The sequence below is a fragment of the Stenotrophomonas sp. YJH_SMC_135 genome (assembly GCF_059372355.1).
The window spans coordinates 951749-971093 of record NZ_JCAFVN010000002.1 but is presented as its reverse complement, the minus strand read 5'-3'; the positions used below and the strand labels follow the sequence as shown (position 1 = coordinate 971093).

Genomic DNA, 19345 nt, shown 5'->3' with positions numbered 1-19345 from the left:
TCGCGGCCCGTCCGCGCGGTCACGGCTGTACCACCGTGATCGTGGTCGGGTTGCTGCGGCCGACGCCGCGCAGCTGCGGCCGGTACATGTCCTCCACCAGCGGCGGCGGCACCGAGTAGGTTCCCGGCGTCACCGCGCGTACCAGGTAGAACACGTTGGCCTTGCTGCCACGCGAGAGCTTCAGCGCGGCCACATAGCGGTCATCGCGGAACTCCTCGTGCTTGGTGTCGGCGGCCTCACCACGGTCGCTGATGGTGATGCCATCGACCACCACGTCGGCCCACTGCTTGGCGTCGCCCAGGTTGAAGTTCTCGATTTCCAGGCCCGCCGGCAGCAGGTCGGTCAGCAGCGCATCGGGCATCGTGGTGTCGGCAGTCACCGTGACGCGCACGATCAGCGCTTCGCCTTCCTTCAGCGGGCGCGGCGACCACGGCTTGCCATCGGTGCCGTAGTAACTGCGCTCGACGCCCAGCACGCTGTTGTCCGGTGCCGGTGCGCTGCGCGGGATGCCGGCCACATCAATGCTGGCGAACATCGGCGGCTGCCCCTGCGGGGTGAAGCGCACGCCGCTGGCCAGCTCACTGGCGCTGAAGTTGCGTCCGAACAGCTTGCGCTCGCCGATGGCTTCGGTGCTGCCACCGATCACCAGCTCACCGGCCACCAGCGCCTTCTGGTTGGCGGCCAGGGCCTTGCCGAGGCGGGCAATCGCCACCTGTTCCTGCGTGCTCAGCCACATCCAGCCGGCATTGCGGCGCGCATCCAGGCCACGGCCGAGATCGACCGCACGCGCATCCCAGGCCGGCTTGGCCAGCTTGTTTTCATGGGTCAGCGCGATCATCAGCGCGTCATCACGGATCGCACTGCCGTAGTCGCCGAAGTACGACGGGCGCTCGCTGCTGGACTTGGCGAAGGCCGCCGCCAGCGCGGCCTGGCCACGCTTGGCATCACCCTGCAACGACAGCGCCACGCCCAGGTGGACCAGCGACAGGCCGCCGACCGCCTTGCTGCGCTCGTTGTCGTACAGCGTGCGCAGGGTACCCAGCGGTGCACGGTTGACCCGGGCCAGCACGTAACCCGAATACGCCTGGTTGGCGAACTTCAGCTTCTCGCGATCCTCCTGGCCATAGAACTGATTGCCGCCGGACAGCAGATCCTCGCTGAGCCGGTTGAGCGCCTTCTGCAGCACGTTGTCGGGCACGGCGAAGCCGGCGTCCTTGGCATCAAGCAGGAATTCGGTGATGTACGGGGTCAGCCACGGATTGACGTAGCCGTCGTCACCCCACATCGAGAAGTTGCCATTGGCCACCTGCATCGACGCCAGGCGACCGAACGCACCTTCCATGCGCTCTCTACGGGTCTTGGCATCCAGGCCGTCGGCACCGAGCATCGACGACGTCGCCTGGTCCAGGATCAGCGCGGCGTAACCCTTGCTGGTGGTCTGCTCGGCACAGCCATACGGGTAGTTCAGCGCGCCCTGCAGTGCACTGGCGAACGGGATCGGCGGCAGCGGGCTGACCAGCAGGCGGGCATTCACCGACTCTGCCATCAGGCCATCGGTCAGGCTGTTGTCGAGGCTGACCGCGGCCAGCGGATCGAGTGTGCGCACCTGCGAACGCAGCACCTGCGGCCACGCCGCACGCACCGGTAGGTCGTAGCGGCGATCAGCCTTGAAGCCGTTGCCGTCCACCCGCACCCGCACCTTGGCCACGCTGTGGCCCTCGCGAGCCGACAACGGGAAGCTCAGCGTGGTCTTGGCATCGGCATTCAACTGCACGCTGCGGCTGCCCTCACCCAGGTTCAGCGGGCCCTCGCTTTCCACCTTCACGTTGAACTGCCCCGGCTTGCCGGTGAAGTTCTGCACGTCCAGGGTCACGGTGCTGCGGTCGCCCGGGGCCAGCACGCGCGGCATGCTGGCTTCGGCCAGGATCGGGGCGCGCACGATGGTTTCCACGTCACGCTTGCCGTACTGGTCATCGCTGTAGACCAGCGCGGACACGCGCAGGGTGCCGTTGAAGTCCGGCACCTTCAGGCGGATGCGGGCATTGCCCTTGGCATCGAGCTGCACCGGGCCGGAGAACAGGTCCACGGTCTGCACGCGCGCGGTCGGGCGCTTGGCCTGCGGCAGTGCCTGCAGCGCCATGTCGCCGCCGAACTTCAGCTTGCCGCTGCCACCATCGAAGCTCTCGATCACCCGGCTGTAGATGTCATAGGCATCGATACCGAGGCGACGCTGGGCGAAGAAGTGCGCGCCGGCGTCGGGCACCGGGAAACGGGTGATGTTGAGGATGCCCACGTCCACCGCCGAGACGGTCACGTGCGCGGCCCTGCCGGCCAGCTGCGGTGCGCTGACCGTTACCGGCAGGTCCTGTTCCGGCCGCATCTGCTTGGGCGCGACCAGGCCGACGGCCACGGTTCGGCCCTTGCGGTCCATCGGCACATGCACCACGCCCACGGCGCGGGCCGGGGTGATCTTGCTCGGCGCACTGCCGCCGCGGAACACCAGCGCGGTGATGTAGACGTCGTGGCGTTCCCAGTCGGCGGTGACCGGGATCTTGAAGGTCGAGCCCGGCTTGGCCTCGATGTCCTGCACATACAGCATGCGGTCGGTCTCGACCATCAGGATGCCCTTGCCGGCGTGCGGCGGGGTCACCGTCACTTCCAGGGTGTCACCGGCCTTGTAGCCGGTCTTGTCCAGGCCCAGCTTGACCTTGTCCGGGCGTGCATCCAGGCCACGGTTGTCATCGCCCCAGCTCCAGCCCGCACGGAACGGGTAGCGGCTGGTCAGTCCGGTGGACGGATCGAACACGTCCACCCGGTACTCGCCCCACTCCACCGGGAAATCAAAGGCAACCGCACTGCTACCGGAATCGACGGTGCGGGTTTCCTTGTTCTCGAAACGGCGGGTGAAATCGTAATCCCAGCGGTTGTCGTTGAAGGTCCAGTGGTAGTCGCGCAGTTCCCGCACCAGAGTGATCTTCAGGCCCTTGGCTGGCTGCGGTGTGCCGGCGGCATCCACGCGCATCAGTTCGAAGCGTGCGTTGCCGTTGGAATCAGCACCATCGTCGGGGTTGAACAGCGGCCGCACGCCGACCAGCGCGTTGGCCGGCCACATCACCCGCTTCAGGGTACGGGTGACCGTGCGGCCACCGGTTTCATACAGGCTGCCGGACAACACCACGGCGATCGGTGCCTTGGCCTTGGCCGCCTCTTCCGGCAACGCCACATCCTCACGCAGCTGGCCATTGGCCGGCAGCGTGGTATCGATCACGTCCTTGGCCTCGCGCGGCAGCTGCAGGGTCGGGTCACCGAAGAAATAGCCCGGCAGGCCCTCCACCGGCTTCTGCTCGGCAGCCACCGCCATGCGCGCAGTGAAGCGGTTGCCATCGGCCGGCGCGCCGTACAGATAGGCGCCGTTGGCCTGCAGGCGCAGGTCCTCCCCCGGCTTCAGCGTCTTCTGCGCGCTGTCCAGGTCCAGCTTCATGCGCTCGGGCAGGAACTCCTCGATGCGCAGGGTCATGCCCTGGATCGCTTCCTTGCTGGCCGGGTCGGTGCGGAACTCGACCTGCCAGCGCCCGGTCGGCGCCTCGGCGGGGATCACCTGCTCGAAGTTGATGTAGCCCTGGTCGCCCGGCTGCAGGCGGGTCTCGCGGAAGGTCTTGCCGTCGGGCTGCTTCAGGCGCAGGAACACCGGTTGTGCCTTGACCGGCTTGCCGTCGTTGTCGCGCAGCAGCGCGGACAGGCGCACGGTCTCGCCCGGGCGGTACAGGTCGCGGCCGGACCAGGCGTAGACGTCGAACCAGGCGTTGTCACGACCGGCCACGGCGAACTCACTCAGGTCCAGCGCCGGCTGGTTGAACGGCAGGAAGCTGGTGTCCTTGCCACTGCTGGCGACCAGCACGTGGGTGGCATCCAGGGTGTAGTTCAGCAGCGCATTGCCGTTGCCGTCGGTGCTGCCCTTCAGCACCACCTCACCCTTGGCGTCGAGCACGCGCAGGTCGATGCCCTTCAGCGGCGCACCGTCCTTGAGGCCGGCGGTGTGCACGAACAGCTTGTCCTTGTAGGCACGGGTATGCAGGCCGATGTCGCTGACCGAGAAGAACGCGGTATCGAACTCGCCCTCGTAGTCACCGGTGCGCTTGAGCAGGGCGAAGTACAGGCCCGGCTCCTGCAGTTCCTTGATGTCCTGGGTCGGCAGGTAGGTCAGCACCCGCTCGTTCTGTTTGCCACCCAGGATGAAGCGGTTGACGTAGACCGGCTCGGCCAGCTTGTTGATCGGGCTGCGCTCGTAGTCGCTGCTGAGCTCCCAGCTGCCACGGCGGCCGCCGCGCTGGTACTGGCTGAAGAAGGTCGGCAGGTCCTTCTCGCGCACGCGCAGGAACTCGACGTCGACCTCCGGCACGTTCACCGAGACCACCGGCAGGCCGCGGCTGTCCTTGGCCGGCAGCACGCTGCCCCGCGAGGCGAAACCGACCACCGGCTTCAGCTCGCCGCTGAACACCTTCTGCTTCAGTTCCTTGCCCAGCCGGCTGCCGTCGGCGGCCAGCAGGTCCGGCGAGACCACCAGGCTGAACTCCTTGCCGGCCTCGACGAACGGGTAACGCAGGGTCAGGCCGTCATCGGACAGGGTCCAGCTGCTGTCCTCGGTGCCGACCTTCTCTTCGAAGCGAACGAGTTTGTCGAAATCCTGGGTGCCGACCAGCGGGCGCGAGAACTCCAGCGCCAGCGACAGGCCGTCATTCTTCTGGTCCGGGTAGGCACGCAGCAGGGTGAATTCCTTCACCTGCTCGGCCTTGGTGGTGATGGCTTCACCACTGGCCTTGGGCAGCTGCCCGCTGTCATTGCGGCAGCCGGCCAGCCCCAGCAACAGGCCTCCTGCCAGTACGGCCGCCGCCCATCCCCACCGCTTCCGCCGTGCCGGACCGCTCATGTCGTCACTCCTTGATCGAGGCGGCCATTATAGGCAGGCCACGTCAAGGTGTTGACGCAAATCCGGCAATTGCCGCGGTGCGGGTAGTGCCGGCCGCTGGCCGGCAGTCTCGGTAGCCGCCAACCTTGGTTGGGATTGGGCCCATGCCAACCAAGGTTGGCACCTACCCAAGCGGATCGAGCCATGTGCCCGGCAAGCAGGCGTGGTATCAGATCCGGTGAAGCGTCCCCTACCCCGGCAGGTACAGGTCCACGTAGTCGGTCACCGGCATCGCCGCCAGCGCCACCGGATCCAGCGATGCGGCCAGGATGCGCTGCTGCTGGGTGGTCGGGAAGCGATGGGCCAGGTGCCGGCGGAACTTGTCCATCAGCAACGGGATGCCCTCCTCGCGTCGGCGCGCGTGGCCCAGCGGGTATTCCACCAGTACCTCGGGCAGCTCAGTGCCGTCGCTGAAGCGCACGCTCAGGCCGTTGGCGATGCTGCGCTTGTCCGGGTCCAGGTAGTCGGCGCTGAGCTGCGGGTCTTCATGGCAGGTCATCTTCGCGCGCAGCGCATCGATGCGCGGATCCGCCGCCACATCGTCCTCGTAGTCCTCTGCCACCAGCCGCCCATGCAGCAATGCGATGGCGACCATGTACTGCACGCAGTGGTCGCGGTCGGCCGGGTTATGCAGTGGGCCCTGCTTGTCGATGATGCGGATGCAGGCTTCCTGGGTCCGGATCGCGATGTGCGCGATGTCCTCGACCCGCCGCCCCATCGCACGCAACTGCTGGTGCAGCATGACCGCAGCCTCCACTGCGGTCTGGCCGTGGAACTCGGCCGGGTAGCTGATCTTGAACAGCACGTTTTCCATCACGTAGCTGCCCAGCGGTCGCTCCAGCGTCAGCGCCTTGCCCTGCATCGATACCGCTTCAAAACCCCAGGTCGGCGCGCTCAACACACTGGGATAGCCCATCTCGCCACTGGCCGCCATCAGCGCCAGGCGCACGCCACGGCTGGTCGCATCGCCGGCCGCCCAGCTCTTGCGCGAGCCGGTGTTGGGTGCGTGCCGGTAGGTGCGCAGCGCCTGGCCATCGACCCAGGCCAGCGACAGTGCATTGAGCATGCGTTCGCGATCCAGGCCGAGCAGCTGCGCAACCACGGCGGTGGTGGCCACCTTGACCAGCACCACGTGGTCCAGCCCGACCCGGTTGAAGGAATTCTGCAGGGCCAGCACGCCCTGGATCTCGTGTGCCTTGATCATCGCCAGCAGCACGTCATGCAGGGTCGGCGCTGGGCGATGCAGGGCCTGCGCGTTGCGCCCCAGCCAATCGCAGACAGACAGGATGCCGCCCAGATTGTCCGACGGGTGGCCCCATTCGGCGGCCAGCCAGGTGTCGTTGAAATCCAGCCAGCGCACCATCGCGCCCAGGTTGAAGGCGGCCTGCACCGGGTCCAGCACGTAGTGCGTACCCGGCACGCGCGCCCCGTTGACCACGCTGATACCCGGCACCAGCGGACCGAGCAGCTTGCTGCAGGCCGGGAAGGACAGCGCTTCCAGCCCGCAGCCCAGCGTGTCGAGCAGGCAGTAGTGCGCGGTCTGGAAGGCCAGGGGGGAGTCGATGCGCGCGTCGCGTACGTAATCGACGATGTCCACCAGCAGCGCATCCCACGCTGCACGCTCGTTGGATGGGGTGTGGCTGTCAGACATCGTCGATCTCCTCTTCAGAGCTCAGGCCGCGCCTCCCGGTAGTCGCCAACCTTGGTTGGCGCTGGACGTTGCCCGGGCGGTGCCAATGCCATGCCAACCAAGGTTGGCATCTACCGAAGCATGTGATGCCAGCGCCGACCGGCTGGTTATTCGGCCGGCACCCGCACCTTGCCTTCCATCAATACGCGGGCGCTGCGGCTCATGATGGCCTTGGTCACTGTCCACTGGCCGTCAACAAGGCCGGCCTGCGCACCCACGCGCAGCGTGCCGGAAGGGTGGCCGAAGGTCACCGCTTCGCGTTCACCACCACCGGCCGCGCGATTGACCAGCGTGCCCGGAATCGCCGCCGCAGTGCCGATCGCCACGGCGGCGGTGCCCATCATCGCGTGGTGCAGCTTGCCCATCGACAACGCCCGCGCGTGCAGGTCGATGGCCGAGGCCGGAATGGCCTTGCCGCTGGAGGACACGTAGTCCTGTGCCGGCGCCACGAAGGCCACCTTCGGCGTGTGCTGGCGGGTGGCCGCATCTTCCAGGTTCCTGATCAGACCCATGCGCAAGGCGCCGTAGGCGCGGATCTTCTCGAAGCGCTCCAGCGCCCCCTTGTCCTCGTTGATCGCAGGCTGCAGTTCGGTGCCGGTGTAGCCCAGGTCGGCCGCATTGAGGAAGATGGTCGGAATGCCGGCGGTGATCATGGTCACCTCAAAACTGCCGACGCCCGGCACGTCCAGGGTGTCGACCAGGTTGCCGGTCGGGAACATCGCGCCCGCATCGCCGTCATCGGACGGATCGATGAACTCCAGCTGGATCTCGGCGGCCGGGAAGGTCACGCCATCCAGCTCGAAATCGCCGATCTCCTGCACTTCGCCATCGCGCATCGGCACGTGGGCGATGATGGTCTTGCCGATGTTGGCCTGCCAGATGCGCACGGTGCACAGGCCATCGCGCGGCACCCGGGCCGGATCGATCAGCCCATTGGCGATCGCGAACGGACCCACTGCCGTACTGAGGTTGCCGCAGTTGCCGCTCCAATCGACGAAGGCGGTGTCGATCGAGACCTGGCCGTACAGGTAGTCCACATCGTGGGCCGGCACCGAGGCGGTGGAGATGATCACGCACTTGCTGGTGCTGGAGGTGGCACCGCCCATGCCGTCGGTCTGCTTGCCATACGGATCGGGCGAGCCGATCACGCGCATCAGCAGCGCATCGCGCGCGGCGCCCGGCACCTGAGCGGCTTCGGGCAGGTCCTGCAGGCGGAAGAACACGCCCTTGCTGGTGCCGCCGCGCATGTAGGTGGCGGGAATACGGAGTTGCGGGAGGAAGGTCATCGTCGAATCCACGCGTTTGAATTTCAGGAAATGTCTTGCATCAGTGCGTCAAGACCACGATCAACGCACCACACACGCATGATGTCCACGCGGCCCGGTAGATCGAGGTAATAGACGAGGTAGCGTTCAAGCCCGGAACCAGCATGAACCGCAACGGCACCGGCAGCTGTGCTGCGACGTCGGCGTGCCGGGTGGAACCCGAGCCTGGAAACACGGCGATGCGTTGAAGCGTGGTCTCCAACTCGGCGAGAAAGCGCCGACCCAGTACCAGCCCACCCTGCCGTGCAAACCACAGCGCGGCATCGGCTGCGTCGGCTTCGGCCCTTGGCCGCCATTCAATCGCCTTCACGCTCCAACCTTTCGGTCAGTTCGCGACGCATGCGCTCGAATGTGTCGGCCGTCACCGCAACGCCTGGACCAGAAGCCAGCCCCTCGGCCATCAACTGCTTGAGCAGCTCTTCGGCCTTGCTGCGCTGGCGCTGGCGGATCAGGTCACGCACGTAGTCCGACGTACTGGAGTAGCCGCCTTCACGCACTTCCTCGTCCACGAACTGCTTGAGCGGGTCGGTCAGCGAAATGTTCATGGTGGCCATGAGACTCTCCATTGGCAGTTTTTGCCAAGTCAGTGTGCGCCCTGCCCGGGTGTCGGACAAGCCGCCCCCGGCCTCCGGGGGCGGGCATTCAGGCCGGTATCACGCCACCTTGGCCCCTTCCAGGAAATCCTGGGCGAAGCGCTGCAGCACGCCACCGGCTTCGTAGATCGCCACTTCCTCGTCGCTGTCCAGGCGGCAGGTCACTGGCACGATCACGTCCTGCCCGTCGCGGCGGTGGATGACCAAGGTCAGGTCGGCGCGCGGGGTGCGCTCGCCGATCACGTCGAAGGTCTCGGTACCGTCGATGCCCAGGGTCAGGCGGGTGGTGCCCGGCTTGAACTCCAGCGGCAGCACGCCCATGCCGATCAGGTTGGTGCGGTGGATGCGTTCGAAGCCTTCGGCCACGATCGCTTCCACACCGGCCAGGCGCACGCCCTTGGCGGCCCAGTCACGCGAGCTGCCCTGGCCATAGTCGGCACCGGCGATGATGATCAGCGGCTGCTTGCGGTCCATGTAGGTCTCGATCGCTTCCCACATGCGCATCACCTTGCCTTCCGGCTCCACGCGCGCCAGCGAACCCTGCTTCACGCTGCCATCGTCGTTGCGCACCATTTCATTGAACAGCTTCGGGTTGGCGAAGGTGGCGCGCTGTGCGGTCAGGTGGTCACCGCGGTGGGTGGCGTAGGAATTGAAGTCCTCTTCCGGCAGGCCCATCTTCGCCAGGTATTCCCCGGCGGCACTGGATGCCAGGATCGCGTTGGACGGCGACAGGTGGTCGGTGGTGATGTTGTCCGGCAGCACCGCCAGCGCACGCATGCCCGACAGTGTGCGCTCACCGGCCAGTGCGCCCTCCCAGTACGGCGGACGGCGGATGTAGGTGCTCTGCGGGCGCCAGTCGTACAGCGGGCTGACCGCCGCGCCATGCTCCACGCGCACGTTGAACATCGGGTTGTAGACGCGGCGGAACTGCTCGGGCTTCACGGAGGCCTTCACCACCGCGTCGATCTCGGCATCGCTCGGCCAGATGTCCTTCAGGCGCACCTCGTTGCCCTCGGCGTCCACGCCCAGCACGTCCTTTTCGATGTCGAAGCGCACGGTGCCGGCGATGGCATAGGCGATCACCAGCGGCGGCGACGCCAGGAAGGCCTGCTTCGCATACGGGTGGATGCGGCCATCGAAGTTGCGGTTGCCCGACAGCACGGCCGTGGCGTACAGGTCGCGATCAATGATTTCCTGCTGGATGGCCGGATCCAGCGCGCCGCTCATGCCGTTGCAGGTGGTGCAGGCGAAGGCGACGATGCCGAAGCCGAGCTTTTCCAGGTCCGGCAGCAGGCCGGATTCTTCCAGGTACAGCTGCACCGCCTTCGAGCCCGGCGCCAGCGACGACTTCACCCACGGCTTGCGCAGCAGGCCACGTTCGTTGGCCTTGCGCGCCAGCAGTGCGGCAGCGATCACGTTGCGCGGGTTGGAGGTGTTGGTGCAGCTGGTGATGGCGGCGATGATCACCGCGCCGTCGGGCATCAGGCCCTGCGCCTGCTCGGCCCTGCCCGCTGCCAGCTTGGCTTCGTCGGCGATGCCGCGCTCGGCCAGCTCGGCGGTGGCCACCCGCTTGTGCGGGTTGGACGGGCCAGCCATGTTGCGCACCACGCTGGACAGGTCGAAGCGCAGCACGCGCTCGTACTGCGCGGTGGCCAGGTCATCGGCCCACAGGCCGGTGGTGCGGGCATAGTTCTCCACCAGCGCCACCTGCGATTCCTCGCGGCCGGTCAGGCGCAGGTAATCGATGGTCTGCCCGTCGATATAGAACATCGCGGCGGTGGCGCCGTATTCGGGGCACATGTTGGAGATGGTGGCGCGGTCACCGATGGTCAGTGCCGACGCCCCCTCGCCGAAGAATTCAAGATACGCACCCACCACGCGTTCCTTGCGCAGGAACTCGGTCAGTGCCAGCACCACGTCGGTGGCGGTGATGCCCGGCTGCGGCCTGCCGGTCAGCTCGACGCCGATGATATCCGGCAGGCGCATCCACGACGCGCGGCCCAGCATCACGTTCTCCGCTTCCAGGCCGCCAACACCAATCGCGATCACGCCCAGCGCGTCCACGTGCGGGGTGTGGCTGTCGGTGCCCACGCAGGTATCCGGGAAGGCCACGCCGTCCTGCACGTAGATCACCGGCGACATCTTCTCCAGGTTGATCTGGTGCATGATGCCGTTGCCCGGCGGAATCACGTCCACGTTCTGGAACGCCTGCTTGGTCCAGTCGATGAAGTGGAAACGGTCTTCGTTGCGGCGATCCTCGATGGCGCGGTTCTTCTCGAACGCCTGCGGATCGTAGCCACCGCATTCCACCGCCAGCGAGTGATCGACGATCAACTGCACCGGCACCACCGGATTGACCTTGGCCGGGTCACCGCCCTTGTCGGCGATCGCATCACGCAGGCCGGCCAGGTCCACCAGCGCAGTCTGGCCGAGGATGTCGTGGCACACCACGCGTGCCGGGAACCACGGGAAGTCGAGGTCGCGACGGCGCTCGATCAGCTGCTTCAGCGAATTGCCGAGCGTGGCCGGATCACAGCGGCGCACCAGGTTCTCGGCCAGCACGCGCGAGGTGTACGGCAGGGTGGCGTAGGCGCCGGGCTGGATCGCATCGACGGCGGCGCGCGCGTCGAAATAGTCCAGCGCGCTGCCGGGGAGGTTCTTGCGGTAATCGGTATTCATGGGCTGGCGGAGTGCTTGGGGCGGGCCGGGTGCCGGCGGTGCGGCGGCGAAAGCACCCGGCCGGCATGCGGCCGGCCGGATGGGGACAGCAGGGGGATCAGACGCGCTTGTCGATGGCGACGAAGTCGCGGTCTTCCGGACCGATGTAATTGGCGCTCGGGCGGATGATCTTGCCGTCGATGCGCTGCTCGATGATGTGCGCGCTCCAGCCGGCGGTGCGCGCGATCACGAACAGCGGGGTGAACATCGCGGTCGGCACGCCCATCATGTGGTAGCTGACCGCACTGAACCAGTCCAGGTTCGGGAACATCTTCTTGATGTCCCACATCACCGACTCCAGGCGCTCGGCGATGTCGTACATCTTCATGCTCGACTGTTCCTCGGACAGCTCGCGGGCCACGTCCTTGATCACCTTGTTGCGCGGATCGGAGACGGTATAGACCGGGTGGCCGAAACCGATCACCACTTCCTTGCGCTCGACGCGCGCCTTGATGTCCTCCTCGGCCTCATCCGGGTTGTCGTAGCGCTTCTGCACTTCGAACGCCACTTCGTTGGCGCCGCCATGCTTCGGGCCACGCAGCGCACCGATGCCACCGCAGATCGCGCTGTACATGTCGCTGCCGGTACCGGCGATGACACGGCAGGTGAAGGTCGAGGCGTTGAACTCGTGCTCGGCGTACAGGATCAGCGAGGTGTGCATCGCCTTCACCCACGAATCCTGCGGCTTTTCGCCATGCAGCAGGTGCAGGAAGTGGCCGCCGATCGAATCATCGTCGGTTTCCACATCGATGGCGCGGCCGTTGTGGCTCCAGTGGTACCAGTACAGCAGCATCGAACCGAGGCAGGCCATCAGCTTGTCGGCGATGTCGCGCGCGCCCGGGTGGTTGTGGTCGTCCTTCTCCGGTGCCACGCAGCCGAGCACGGACACGCCGGTGCGCATCACGTCCATCGGGTGCGCCGACGGCGGCAGCTCTTCCAGCGCCGCCTTCACCGCGGCGGGGATCCCACGCAGCGACTTCAGCTTGGCCTTGTACGAAACCAGCTCGGCGCGGGTCGGCAGCTTGCCGTGCACCAGCAGGTAGGCGATTTCCTCGAACTCGCTGGTGTTGGCCAGGTCCAGGATGTCATAGCCGCGGTAGTGCAGGTCGTTGCCGCTGCGGCCCACGCTGCACAGCGCGGTGTTGCCGGCCGCGGTGCCGGACAGGGCGACGGACTTCTTCGGCTTGAAGGTCGGGGTTGCGGTCGTATCGTTCATGTTTCCCTCCGAAACTTGATGGTGCAGGGTACTGCTTATTTCTTGGCGGCGAACAGCGCATCGAGCTGCTGCTCGAAGGCGTGATAGCCGATGCGGTCGTAGAGTTCCTCGCGGGTCTGCATGGTTTCCACCACGTTGCGCTGGTGGCCATCGCGGCGCACCGCCTGGTAGACGTTCTCGGCGGCCTTGTTGGCGGCACGGAACGCCGACAGCGGGAACAGCTGGATGGCGACGCCGGCCGAGGCCAGTTCATCGCGGCTGAACAGCGGGGTGGCGCCGAATTCGGTGATGTTGGCCAGCACCGGCACCTTCACCGCGTCGACGAAGCGGCGGTAGGTATCCAGATCGTAGGCGGCCTCGGCGAAGATGCCGTCGGCACCGGCCTCGACACAGGCGATGGCGCGCTCGATCGCCTTGTCCACGCCGTCCACCTGGATGGCGTCGGTGCGCGCGATCAGGAAGAAGTCCGGATCGGTCTTGGCATCGGCAGCGGCCTTCACACGGTCGACCATTTCACCCTGCGAGACGATCTCCTTGCCCGGACGATGGCCGCAACGCTTGGCACCGACCTGGTCCTCGATGTGGCAGGCGGCCGCGCCGGCCTTGATCAGCGACTTCACGGTGCGCGCGATATTGAACGCGCTCGGGCCGAAGCCGGTGTCGATGTCGACCATCAAGGGCAGGTCGCAGACATCGGTGATGCGGCGCACGTCCACCAGCACGTCTTCCAGGGTGTTGATGCCCAGGTCCGGCAGGCCCAGCGAGCCTGCGGCAACGCCGCCGCCGGACAGGTAAATGGCACGGAAGCCGGCGCGCTTGGCCAGCAGGGCGTGGTTGGCGTTGATCGCACCGATCACCTGCAGCGGCGATTCGGCAGCCAGCGCCTCACGGAAGCGGGCACCGGCGGAGAAAGGGGCAGAAGCGGTCATGCGACGATCCAGGTTGAAGTACGGATAAGGAAGCGCAAGCACCATGCCAAGCTGCAAGCGGTTGATTTCACGGGAATGACCGGCATGCAGCAGTGGAACATATGAAACATTGAAACGGATGTATCATGAAACATCCTCCCCGAACCGGCTGCCATGTATCTGCCCCGCTCCCCGCTTCGCCATGCCGATGCCGACCCGGGCCGTCCGGTGATCTGGACGGTCAGCGTCTCGCGGCTGACCGGCCTGCTCGGCGACGTGATCCCCGAGTTCGACCGCCGCGCGCGTATCGAACAGATCAACCTCGGCTTCGAGGAAGCGGTGGAGGTGATCGGCCAACGCCTGCGCCGCGAGCACTGCGACGTGGTCATCGCCGGCGGCTCCAACGCGGCCTGGCTGCGCGGCCGGCTGGAGCTGCCGCTGGTGCCGATCCAGGCCAACGGCTTCGACCTGATGGAAGCGCTGGCACGGGCACGGCGTATCGCCAGCCGCATCGGCCTGGTCACCCACGCCAGCGACGTACCCGTGTTCAGCAACTTCCAGCAGAGTTTCGGCCTGGATATCGAGCATCGCCGTTTCGTCACCCGCGAGGATGCGCGCGACTGCATCGCCGACCTGCGCGCCAACGGCATCGAGGTGATCGTCGGCACCGGCATGGCCATCGACCATGCCGAGCAGGCCGGCCTGCCCGGGGTGCTGCTGTATTCGGCCGACTCGGTGCGGCAGGCGTTCGAACATGCGCTGGAACTGACCCAGACCCTGGCACGTTCCGGCAGCAACCGCGCTGCACCGCGCCGGCGCCCGGCAGCGCGTGCCGATGCGCATGAACTGCTCGGCGACAGCGACGCGATGGCGCAGGTGCGCGCGCAGATCGCGCTGTATGCCCCACATGACAGCACCGTGCTGGTCAGCGGCGAAACCGGCACCGGCAAGGAACTGGTGGCGCGCCAGCTGCACGCCGCCAGCGGGCGCCGTGGCCGCTTCGTCGCGCTGAACTGTGGCGCGATCAGCGAATCGCTGCTGGAAGCGGAGCTGTTCGGCTACAGCGATGGCGCCTTCACCGGCGCACGGCGTGGCGGCCGCGTTGGCCTGGTGGAAGCTGCAGATGGCGGCACCCTGTTCCTGGACGAAATCGGCGAACTGCCGCTGCCGCTGCAGACCCGCCTGCTGCGGGTGCTGGAGGAACGTGAAGTGCTGCGCGTGGGTGCCACCGAACCGACGCCGGTGGACCTGCGCGTGGTCGCCGCCACCCTGCAATCGCTGGAGCAGCGCGCGGCGGCCGGCAGCTTCCGCCGCGACCTGTATTACCGCTTGGCCGCGCTGCGGATTGCCCTGCCCTCGCTGCGCGCCCGACGCGGTGACATCCCGTTGCTGGCGCAGCATTTCTTCCGCCAGCTGCGTGGCATCGACGCGCCATTGGATGAGGCGGCGCTGGCGGTGCTGTGCGCGGCCGAGTGGCCGGGAAACGTGCGCGAGCTGCGCAATCTGGTCGATCGCCTGCGCATCCACTGGCAGCCCGGTGAAGGGCTGATCGATACGGCGCGGCTGCTGCAGCTGGCACCCGAGCTGGTGCATGAAGGTGTCGCGGCGTTGCCGCGGGAAAGCAACGGCAGGCGCCCACCGCGGGCCAAGCTGGAAGCACTGTTGCGGGAACACCGGCATGATCGCGAGGGCATGGCGCAGGCGCTGGGCGTGTCACGCACCACGCTGTGGCGCTGGCTGCGCGCGGAGGATCTGTAAAGCCGAGCCCATGCCCGGCTGAGGTTCCCGCGTAAGCAGCCGAGCATGGGCTCGGCTCTACAGGGTGCCTGTCGTCAGCGCGCTTCGATGGCGAACCGTCCACTACCCACTGCGGCAATCCACAACAGCAGCACGCCCAGCGGCACTTCGCTCAGGTAGAAGAACCAGCTCAGCCAATCCGGCACGCTCAGTCCCGCAGGAATGCGCGCGATGCCATCGGTCAGCGCAGCCACTACGCAGATCGCCGCCAGCAGCAGGGCCGAGGGGCGGCTCAAAAGGCCCAGCACCAGCAGACCACCCGCAATCCACTCGATCGCACCGAGTATCGGCGCACTGAACACCGGGAATGGGATACCGGCATCGACCAGCGTATGCACCATGCGCTCGCGCCCGGCGTCGGTGAACACCTTGTTCCAGCCGGACACGCAGAACATCACCCCGGCGACGATGCGGGCGAGCAGCAACAACAACGCTTCCACGCCGCGGCGTGGTGGCGGCACGGCAAACAGGCAACGCCAGGAGGGCATGGCAACTCCGCAGATCGAGGGCATCGCAGCGAGTGTGCCCGTCGCCGACCTGCTCGTGCATGAAGCGGACCAGTCCGTTCGCGACAAACGCAGGTTGCTGTAGAGCCGAGCCCATGCTCGGCTGCTCCTGCGAGAACATCAGCCGAGCATGGGCTCGGCTCTACAGCAGCCCCAGCACCACCCCGCCTTACGGGTACAGCAGGCGCTTGCTCCAGCACCCTTCGGCGCCGGCTTCATAGCACCAGCGCTCGTGCAGGCGGAACTGCGCGCCATACCAGAACTCGATGCGGTCAGGCACCACGCGCAGGCCGCTCCAGCCCTCCGGGCGCGGCACGTCCTTGCCCTCGAAGCGGGCTTCGACCTCGGCCACGCGCGCATCGAATTCCTCGCGCGTTGCCAGCGTCTTCGACTGCTGCGAGGCCCACGCGCCGATCTGGCTCATCCGCGGGCGGCTGGCGAAATAGGCATCGGCTTCGGCATCGGCGACCTGCTCGACACGGCCTTCGATGCGCACCTGGATGCCGGCCTCGCGCAGGCTGCGCCACAGGAACAGCAGCGCGGCCTGCGGATTGGTCTGCAGCTCCTGGCCCTTGTGGCTGTCCAGGTGGGTGTAGAACACAAAGCCGCGCTCATCGAACGCCTTCAGCAGCACGGTGCGCGCCGAGGGGCGACCCTGCGTATCGGCGGTGGCCACGGTCATCGCGTTCGGCTCGACCTCGCGGCTCTGTTTGGCCTCGTCGAACAGGCCGGCAAACGTGGACAGGGCTTCGGCGTACAGGTCGCTCATGATTGCGTTCTTCTCACACGGATTGGGCTATTGTGGCTGCATAGCCGCTGCTGCGTATATGCCCCAGGTGAAAGGATTCCCCGAAACATTGGCCGAACAGGCGCTGGATGATGCGCTGGGCAGCGGCGCAGCGGTTCCAGTATTGGCGATCAGCGGCCTGCAGGGGAGCGGCAAATCGACGCTGGCGGCGCAGGTGGTGGCCCGTGCCCAGGCACGCGGCCTGAACGCCGCCACGCTGTCGATCGATGATGTCTACCTGACCCGCGCACAGCGCCAACGGCTGGCCCGCCACGTGCACCCACTGCTGATCACCCGCGGCCCGCCCGGCACCCACGACCTGCCGCTGGCCCATGCGGTATTGAACGCCGTGGCCGCACGCCAGCCCTTCGCAATGCCGCGCTTCGACAAGCTGGCCGACGAGCGCCTGCCCGAAGCACACTGGCCGCAGCTGCAGCAACCGCTGGACCTGCTGGTCTTCGAAGGCTGGTTCCTGGGCACGCCCGCGCAGGATGACGACGCGCTGGACAGCCCGTTGAACGCACTGGAACGCGAAGCCGACGCCGATGGCCGCTGGCGGCGCTGGTGCAACCAGGCGCTGGCCCGTGACTACCCGGCGTTGTGGCAGCGCTGCGACCGCCTGTGGTTCCTGCAGCCGCCGGATTTCTCGGTGGTACCACGCTGGCGCTGGCAGCAGGAGCAGAACCTGCAGGCCGCGCAGCCGGGCCGGCACGGCATGAGCCGGCCACAGCTGGAGCGCTTCGTGCAGTACTACGAGCGGGTCAGCCGGCAGGCATTGAGCGCCCTGCCCGCCCTGGCCGACCACGTGGTGGTGCTGGACGGCCAGCGACAGGTGCAGGACGTGCGCTGAACGCGCCTATTCCACCAGGAAAGTCACCCGCAGGTTGACCCGCCATTCGGTGATCTCGCCGCTGCCATTGGTGACTACCTTGGTCTCGTTCACCCAGGCGCCCTGGATGCCCTTGACCGTCTCGGATACCTTCTTCAGCCCGCTGCGCACGGCGTCTTCCACGCTTTTCGGCGAGGACGCAGTGATTTCGATGACCTTGGCGACCGTCATGGCCTGTACTCCGTCTGGCGCGGGAGACCCCGCAGGAACGCCCACCCTGACGTGAAGAACGTAAAGGCCAGGGCACGGAGGTGTTAGCATCAGAAGGCATGAATCCTGCTCCGAACCTGATCCTGATCGGCCCGATGGGCGCCGGCAAAACCTGCATCGGCCGCCGCCTGGCCGAGCGTTTCACGCTGGACTTCGTCGATGTCGACCAGGCCATCGTCGATGCCGCCGGCGCCAGCATTCCGACCATCTTCGAGCACTCCGGCGAAGCCGGCTTCCGCAGCCATGAACGCCAGGCGCTTGCGCGGGTACTGGAAGGCCGTGGCCAGCTGGTCTCCACCGGTGGCGGCGCCGTGCTGGATCCGGACAATCGTGCACTGATCGCCCGGCGCGGCTTCGTGGTCTATCTGCGGGTCAGCGTGGCCGAACAGCTCGAGCGCCTGGCCCGCGACAAGGGCCGGCCGCTGCTGCAGCGCCCGGACCGCGAGCAGGTGCTGCACGATCTGGCCGCACACCGCGACCCGCTGTACCGCGAACTGGCCGACCTCACCCTCGACACCGACCCGTATACCGCTGCCGATGCGACCGCCCAACTGGTGGTCAAGCTGGCCACGCAATGGCAGCGCCAGGACCTGACCGCATGACCTCCCCCGCCCTGCTGCAGGTCGCCGTTGGCGGCGACCGCCCCTACTCCATCACCATCGGCGCCGGTGCCCAGGCCGATGGCACCGCGCTGGCCTCGCACGTGCGCGGTCGTCATGTGCTGCTGCTCAGCGACAGTGAAGTCGCCCCGCGCTATCTGGCGCCGGTGAAGCAGACGCTGCTGGCCGCTCGCCCCGACCTGGTCATCGGCGAGCACGTGCTGGCCGCGGGCGAAGCCTCCAAGACGCTGGCCGAGTTCGGCCGCGCGATCGAAGCGCTGGCCGCGCTCGGCGCCACCCGCGACGCCTGCGTCTTCGCCCTCGGCGGCGGCGTGGTCGGTGATCTCGCCGGTTTCGCTGCCGCCTGCTGGATGCGCGGCGTGGACTGCGTGCAGCTGCCGACCACCCTGCTGGCAATGGTCGATTCGTCGGTGGGCGGCAAGACCGCAGTCGACATTCCGGCCGGCAAGAACCTGGTCGGTGCCTTCCATCCACCGCGTGCGGTCATCGCCGATACCCGCGTGCTGGCCACCCTGCCGCCACGCGAGCTGCGTGCCGGCCTGGCCGAAGTGGTGAAGTACGGCGCGCTGGGTGATGCCGTGTTCTTCGAGTGGCTGCAGCAGCATGCCGATGCGCTGCTGGCCGGCGAGGATGCGGTGCTGGCCGAGGCCATCGCGCGCAGCTGCCGGCACAAGGCCGCCATCGTCGAGCGCGACCCGTTCGAAAAGGGCGAGCGTGCCCTGCTCAACCTCGGCCACACCTTCGGCCACGCCATCGAGACCGAACAGGGCTATTCGGCCCCGGGCCGCGATGCGCTGAACCACGGCGAGGCGGTGGCGGTGGGCATGGTGCTGGCGGCGAAGCTGTCCACCGACCTGGGCCTGGCCGACGATGCCGACCGCGCGCGCCTGCAGGCCCTGCTGGAACGCCTCGGCCTGCCGGTGGCGATCCCGGCCGGGCTGGAGCCGCAGGCCCTGCTCGGCCGCATGCGCCTGGACAAGAAGAACGTGGCCGGCCGCCTGCGCCTGGTGTTGTGGCGCGGGATGGGCCGTGCCGAAGTGGTGCCGGACGTGGATGAGGCGGCGGTGCTGAAGGTGCTGTCGGTCCGGTAGTGCCGGCCGCTGGCCGGCAACGTCAGCAA

The 19345-nt window shown here is 67.2% G+C and carries 15 protein-coding genes; 4 read left to right on the top strand and 11 right to left on the bottom strand.

What is annotated here, in order from left to right; translation table 11 throughout:
- Positions 1 to 19: 19 nt before the first annotated feature.
- From AC5P98_RS10875 to prpB, 8 genes are all read right to left on the bottom strand, one after another.
- Positions 20 to 4927, bottom strand: coding sequence for an alpha-2-macroglobulin family protein (locus tag AC5P98_RS10875; RefSeq protein WP_049408234.1), 4908 nt, complete (start codon positions 4925 to 4927; stop codon positions 20 to 22).
- A gap of 229 nt (positions 4928 to 5156) precedes the next feature.
- Positions 5157 to 6617, bottom strand: coding sequence for a bifunctional 2-methylcitrate dehydratase/aconitate hydratase (locus AC5P98_RS10870; RefSeq protein ID WP_049408236.1), 1461 nt, complete (start codon positions 6615 to 6617; stop codon positions 5157 to 5159).
- Positions 6618 to 6763: 146 nt separating this feature from the next.
- On the bottom strand, positions 6764 to 7942 hold the full coding sequence (gene prpF / locus AC5P98_RS10865) for a 2-methylaconitate cis-trans isomerase PrpF (protein WP_049408238.1): 1179 nt from the start codon (positions 7940 to 7942) through the stop codon (positions 6764 to 6766).
- 40 nt (positions 7943 to 7982) lie between these two features.
- Positions 7983 to 8291: a type II toxin-antitoxin system RelE/ParE family toxin gene (locus tag AC5P98_RS10860; RefSeq protein WP_234413073.1), complete on the bottom strand. Its 309-nt coding sequence runs from the start codon at positions 8289 to 8291 to the stop codon at positions 7983 to 7985.
- Positions 8278 to 8535: a type II toxin-antitoxin system ParD family antitoxin gene (locus tag AC5P98_RS10855; RefSeq protein ID WP_049408240.1), complete on the bottom strand. Its 258-nt coding sequence runs from the start codon at positions 8533 to 8535 to the stop codon at positions 8278 to 8280. Before AC5P98_RS10855 ends, AC5P98_RS10860 begins: the two co-directional genes overlap by 14 nt.
- 99 nt (positions 8536 to 8634) lie before the next feature.
- Positions 8635 to 11253 (bottom strand): Fe/S-dependent 2-methylisocitrate dehydratase AcnD, encoded by a 2619-nt coding sequence (gene acnD, locus AC5P98_RS10850; protein WP_049418846.1) that lies wholly within the window; start codon positions 11251 to 11253, stop codon positions 8635 to 8637.
- 97 nt (positions 11254 to 11350) lie between these two features.
- Positions 11351 to 12508: a bifunctional 2-methylcitrate synthase/citrate synthase gene (gene prpC, locus AC5P98_RS10845; protein ID WP_005418357.1), complete on the bottom strand. Its 1158-nt coding sequence runs from the start codon at positions 12506 to 12508 to the stop codon at positions 11351 to 11353.
- 35 nt (positions 12509 to 12543) lie between these two features.
- Positions 12544 to 13437: a methylisocitrate lyase gene (gene prpB / locus AC5P98_RS10840; protein WP_005418360.1), complete on the bottom strand. Its 894-nt coding sequence runs from the start codon at positions 13435 to 13437 to the stop codon at positions 12544 to 12546.
- 153 nt (positions 13438 to 13590) lie between these two features.
- Here prpB and prpR point away from each other — a divergent pair, with 153 nt between their 5' ends.
- Positions 13591 to 15174 (top strand): propionate catabolism operon regulatory protein PrpR, encoded by a 1584-nt coding sequence (gene prpR, locus AC5P98_RS10835; RefSeq protein WP_049408244.1) that lies wholly within the window; start codon positions 13591 to 13593, stop codon positions 15172 to 15174.
- A 74-nt stretch (positions 15175 to 15248) separates the two neighbouring features.
- Here the strand turns inward: prpR and AC5P98_RS10830 are convergent, their stop codons facing one another.
- Both AC5P98_RS10830 and pdxH read right to left on the bottom strand, forming a co-directional pair.
- Positions 15249 to 15701 carry a DoxX family protein gene (locus tag AC5P98_RS10830; protein WP_049408245.1) on the bottom strand — a complete coding sequence of 151 codons (453 nt, stop codon included), beginning with the start codon at positions 15699 to 15701 and terminating at the stop codon, positions 15249 to 15251.
- Between the two features lie 187 nt (positions 15702 to 15888).
- Positions 15889 to 16488 (bottom strand): pyridoxamine 5'-phosphate oxidase, encoded by a 600-nt coding sequence (pdxH, locus tag AC5P98_RS10825; RefSeq protein ID WP_049408246.1) that lies wholly within the window; start codon positions 16486 to 16488, stop codon positions 15889 to 15891.
- Positions 16489 to 16546: 58 nt separating this feature from the next.
- On the opposite strand from pdxH, the gene AC5P98_RS10820 reads away from it, so the two are divergent.
- The gene (locus tag AC5P98_RS10820; protein WP_049408248.1) at positions 16547 to 17356 is read left to right on the top strand and encodes a kinase; all 810 of its coding nucleotides are present in this window, start codon (positions 16547 to 16549) and stop codon (positions 17354 to 17356) included.
- 6 nt (positions 17357 to 17362) lie between these two features.
- Here AC5P98_RS10820 and AC5P98_RS10815 read toward each other — a convergent pair whose 3' ends face one another.
- Complete coding sequence (locus AC5P98_RS10815; RefSeq protein WP_005410663.1) at positions 17363 to 17566, bottom strand: dodecin family protein; 204 nt, start codon at positions 17564 to 17566, stop codon at positions 17363 to 17365.
- A 98-nt stretch (positions 17567 to 17664) separates the two neighbouring features.
- Between AC5P98_RS10815 and AC5P98_RS10810 the strand changes: the two genes are divergently transcribed.
- Positions 17665 to 18207: a shikimate kinase gene (locus AC5P98_RS10810; RefSeq protein WP_014648049.1), complete on the top strand. Its 543-nt coding sequence runs from the start codon at positions 17665 to 17667 to the stop codon at positions 18205 to 18207.
- Positions 18204 to 19316 (top strand): 3-dehydroquinate synthase, encoded by a 1113-nt coding sequence (gene aroB, locus AC5P98_RS10805; RefSeq protein WP_032957074.1) that lies wholly within the window; start codon positions 18204 to 18206, stop codon positions 19314 to 19316. The genes AC5P98_RS10810 and aroB overlap by 4 nt, the downstream gene beginning before the upstream one ends.
- Positions 19317 to 19345 lie beyond the last annotated feature (29 nt).

Coding starts and splice junctions, on each gene's coding strand:
- AC5P98_RS10875 (WP_049408234.1), bottom strand. CDS start 4,927: ATGAGCGGTCCGGCACGGCGGAAGCGGTGGGGATGGGCGGCGGCCGTA.
- AC5P98_RS10870 (WP_049408236.1), bottom strand. CDS start 6,617: ATGTCTGACAGCCACACCCCATCCAACGAGCGTGCAGCGTGGGATGCG.
- prpF (WP_049408238.1), bottom strand. CDS start 7,942: ATGACCTTCCTCCCGCAACTCCGTATTCCCGCCACCTACATGCGCGGC.
- AC5P98_RS10855 (WP_049408240.1), bottom strand. CDS start 8,535: ATGGCCACCATGAACATTTCGCTGACCGACCCGCTCAAGCAGTTCGTG.
- acnD (WP_049418846.1), bottom strand. CDS start 11,253: ATGAATACCGATTACCGCAAGAACCTCCCCGGCAGCGCGCTGGACTAT.
- prpC (WP_005418357.1), bottom strand. CDS start 12,508: ATGAACGATACGACCGCAACCCCGACCTTCAAGCCGAAGAAGTCCGTC.
- prpB (WP_005418360.1), bottom strand. CDS start 13,437: ATGACCGCTTCTGCCCCTTTCTCCGCCGGTGCCCGCTTCCGTGAGGCG.
- prpR (WP_049408244.1), top strand. CDS start 13,591: ATGTATCTGCCCCGCTCCCCGCTTCGCCATGCCGATGCCGACCCGGGC.
- AC5P98_RS10830 (WP_049408245.1), bottom strand. CDS start 15,701: ATGCCCTCCTGGCGTTGCCTGTTTGCCGTGCCGCCACCACGCCGCGGC.
- pdxH (WP_049408246.1), bottom strand. CDS start 16,488: ATGAGCGACCTGTACGCCGAAGCCCTGTCCACGTTTGCCGGCCTGTTC.
- AC5P98_RS10820 (WP_049408248.1), top strand. CDS start 16,547: ATGCCCCAGGTGAAAGGATTCCCCGAAACATTGGCCGAACAGGCGCTG.
- AC5P98_RS10815 (WP_005410663.1), bottom strand. CDS start 17,566: ATGACGGTCGCCAAGGTCATCGAAATCACTGCGTCCTCGCCGAAAAGC.
- AC5P98_RS10810 (WP_014648049.1), top strand. CDS start 17,665: ATGAATCCTGCTCCGAACCTGATCCTGATCGGCCCGATGGGCGCCGGC.
- aroB (WP_032957074.1), top strand. CDS start 18,204: ATGACCTCCCCCGCCCTGCTGCAGGTCGCCGTTGGCGGCGACCGCCCC.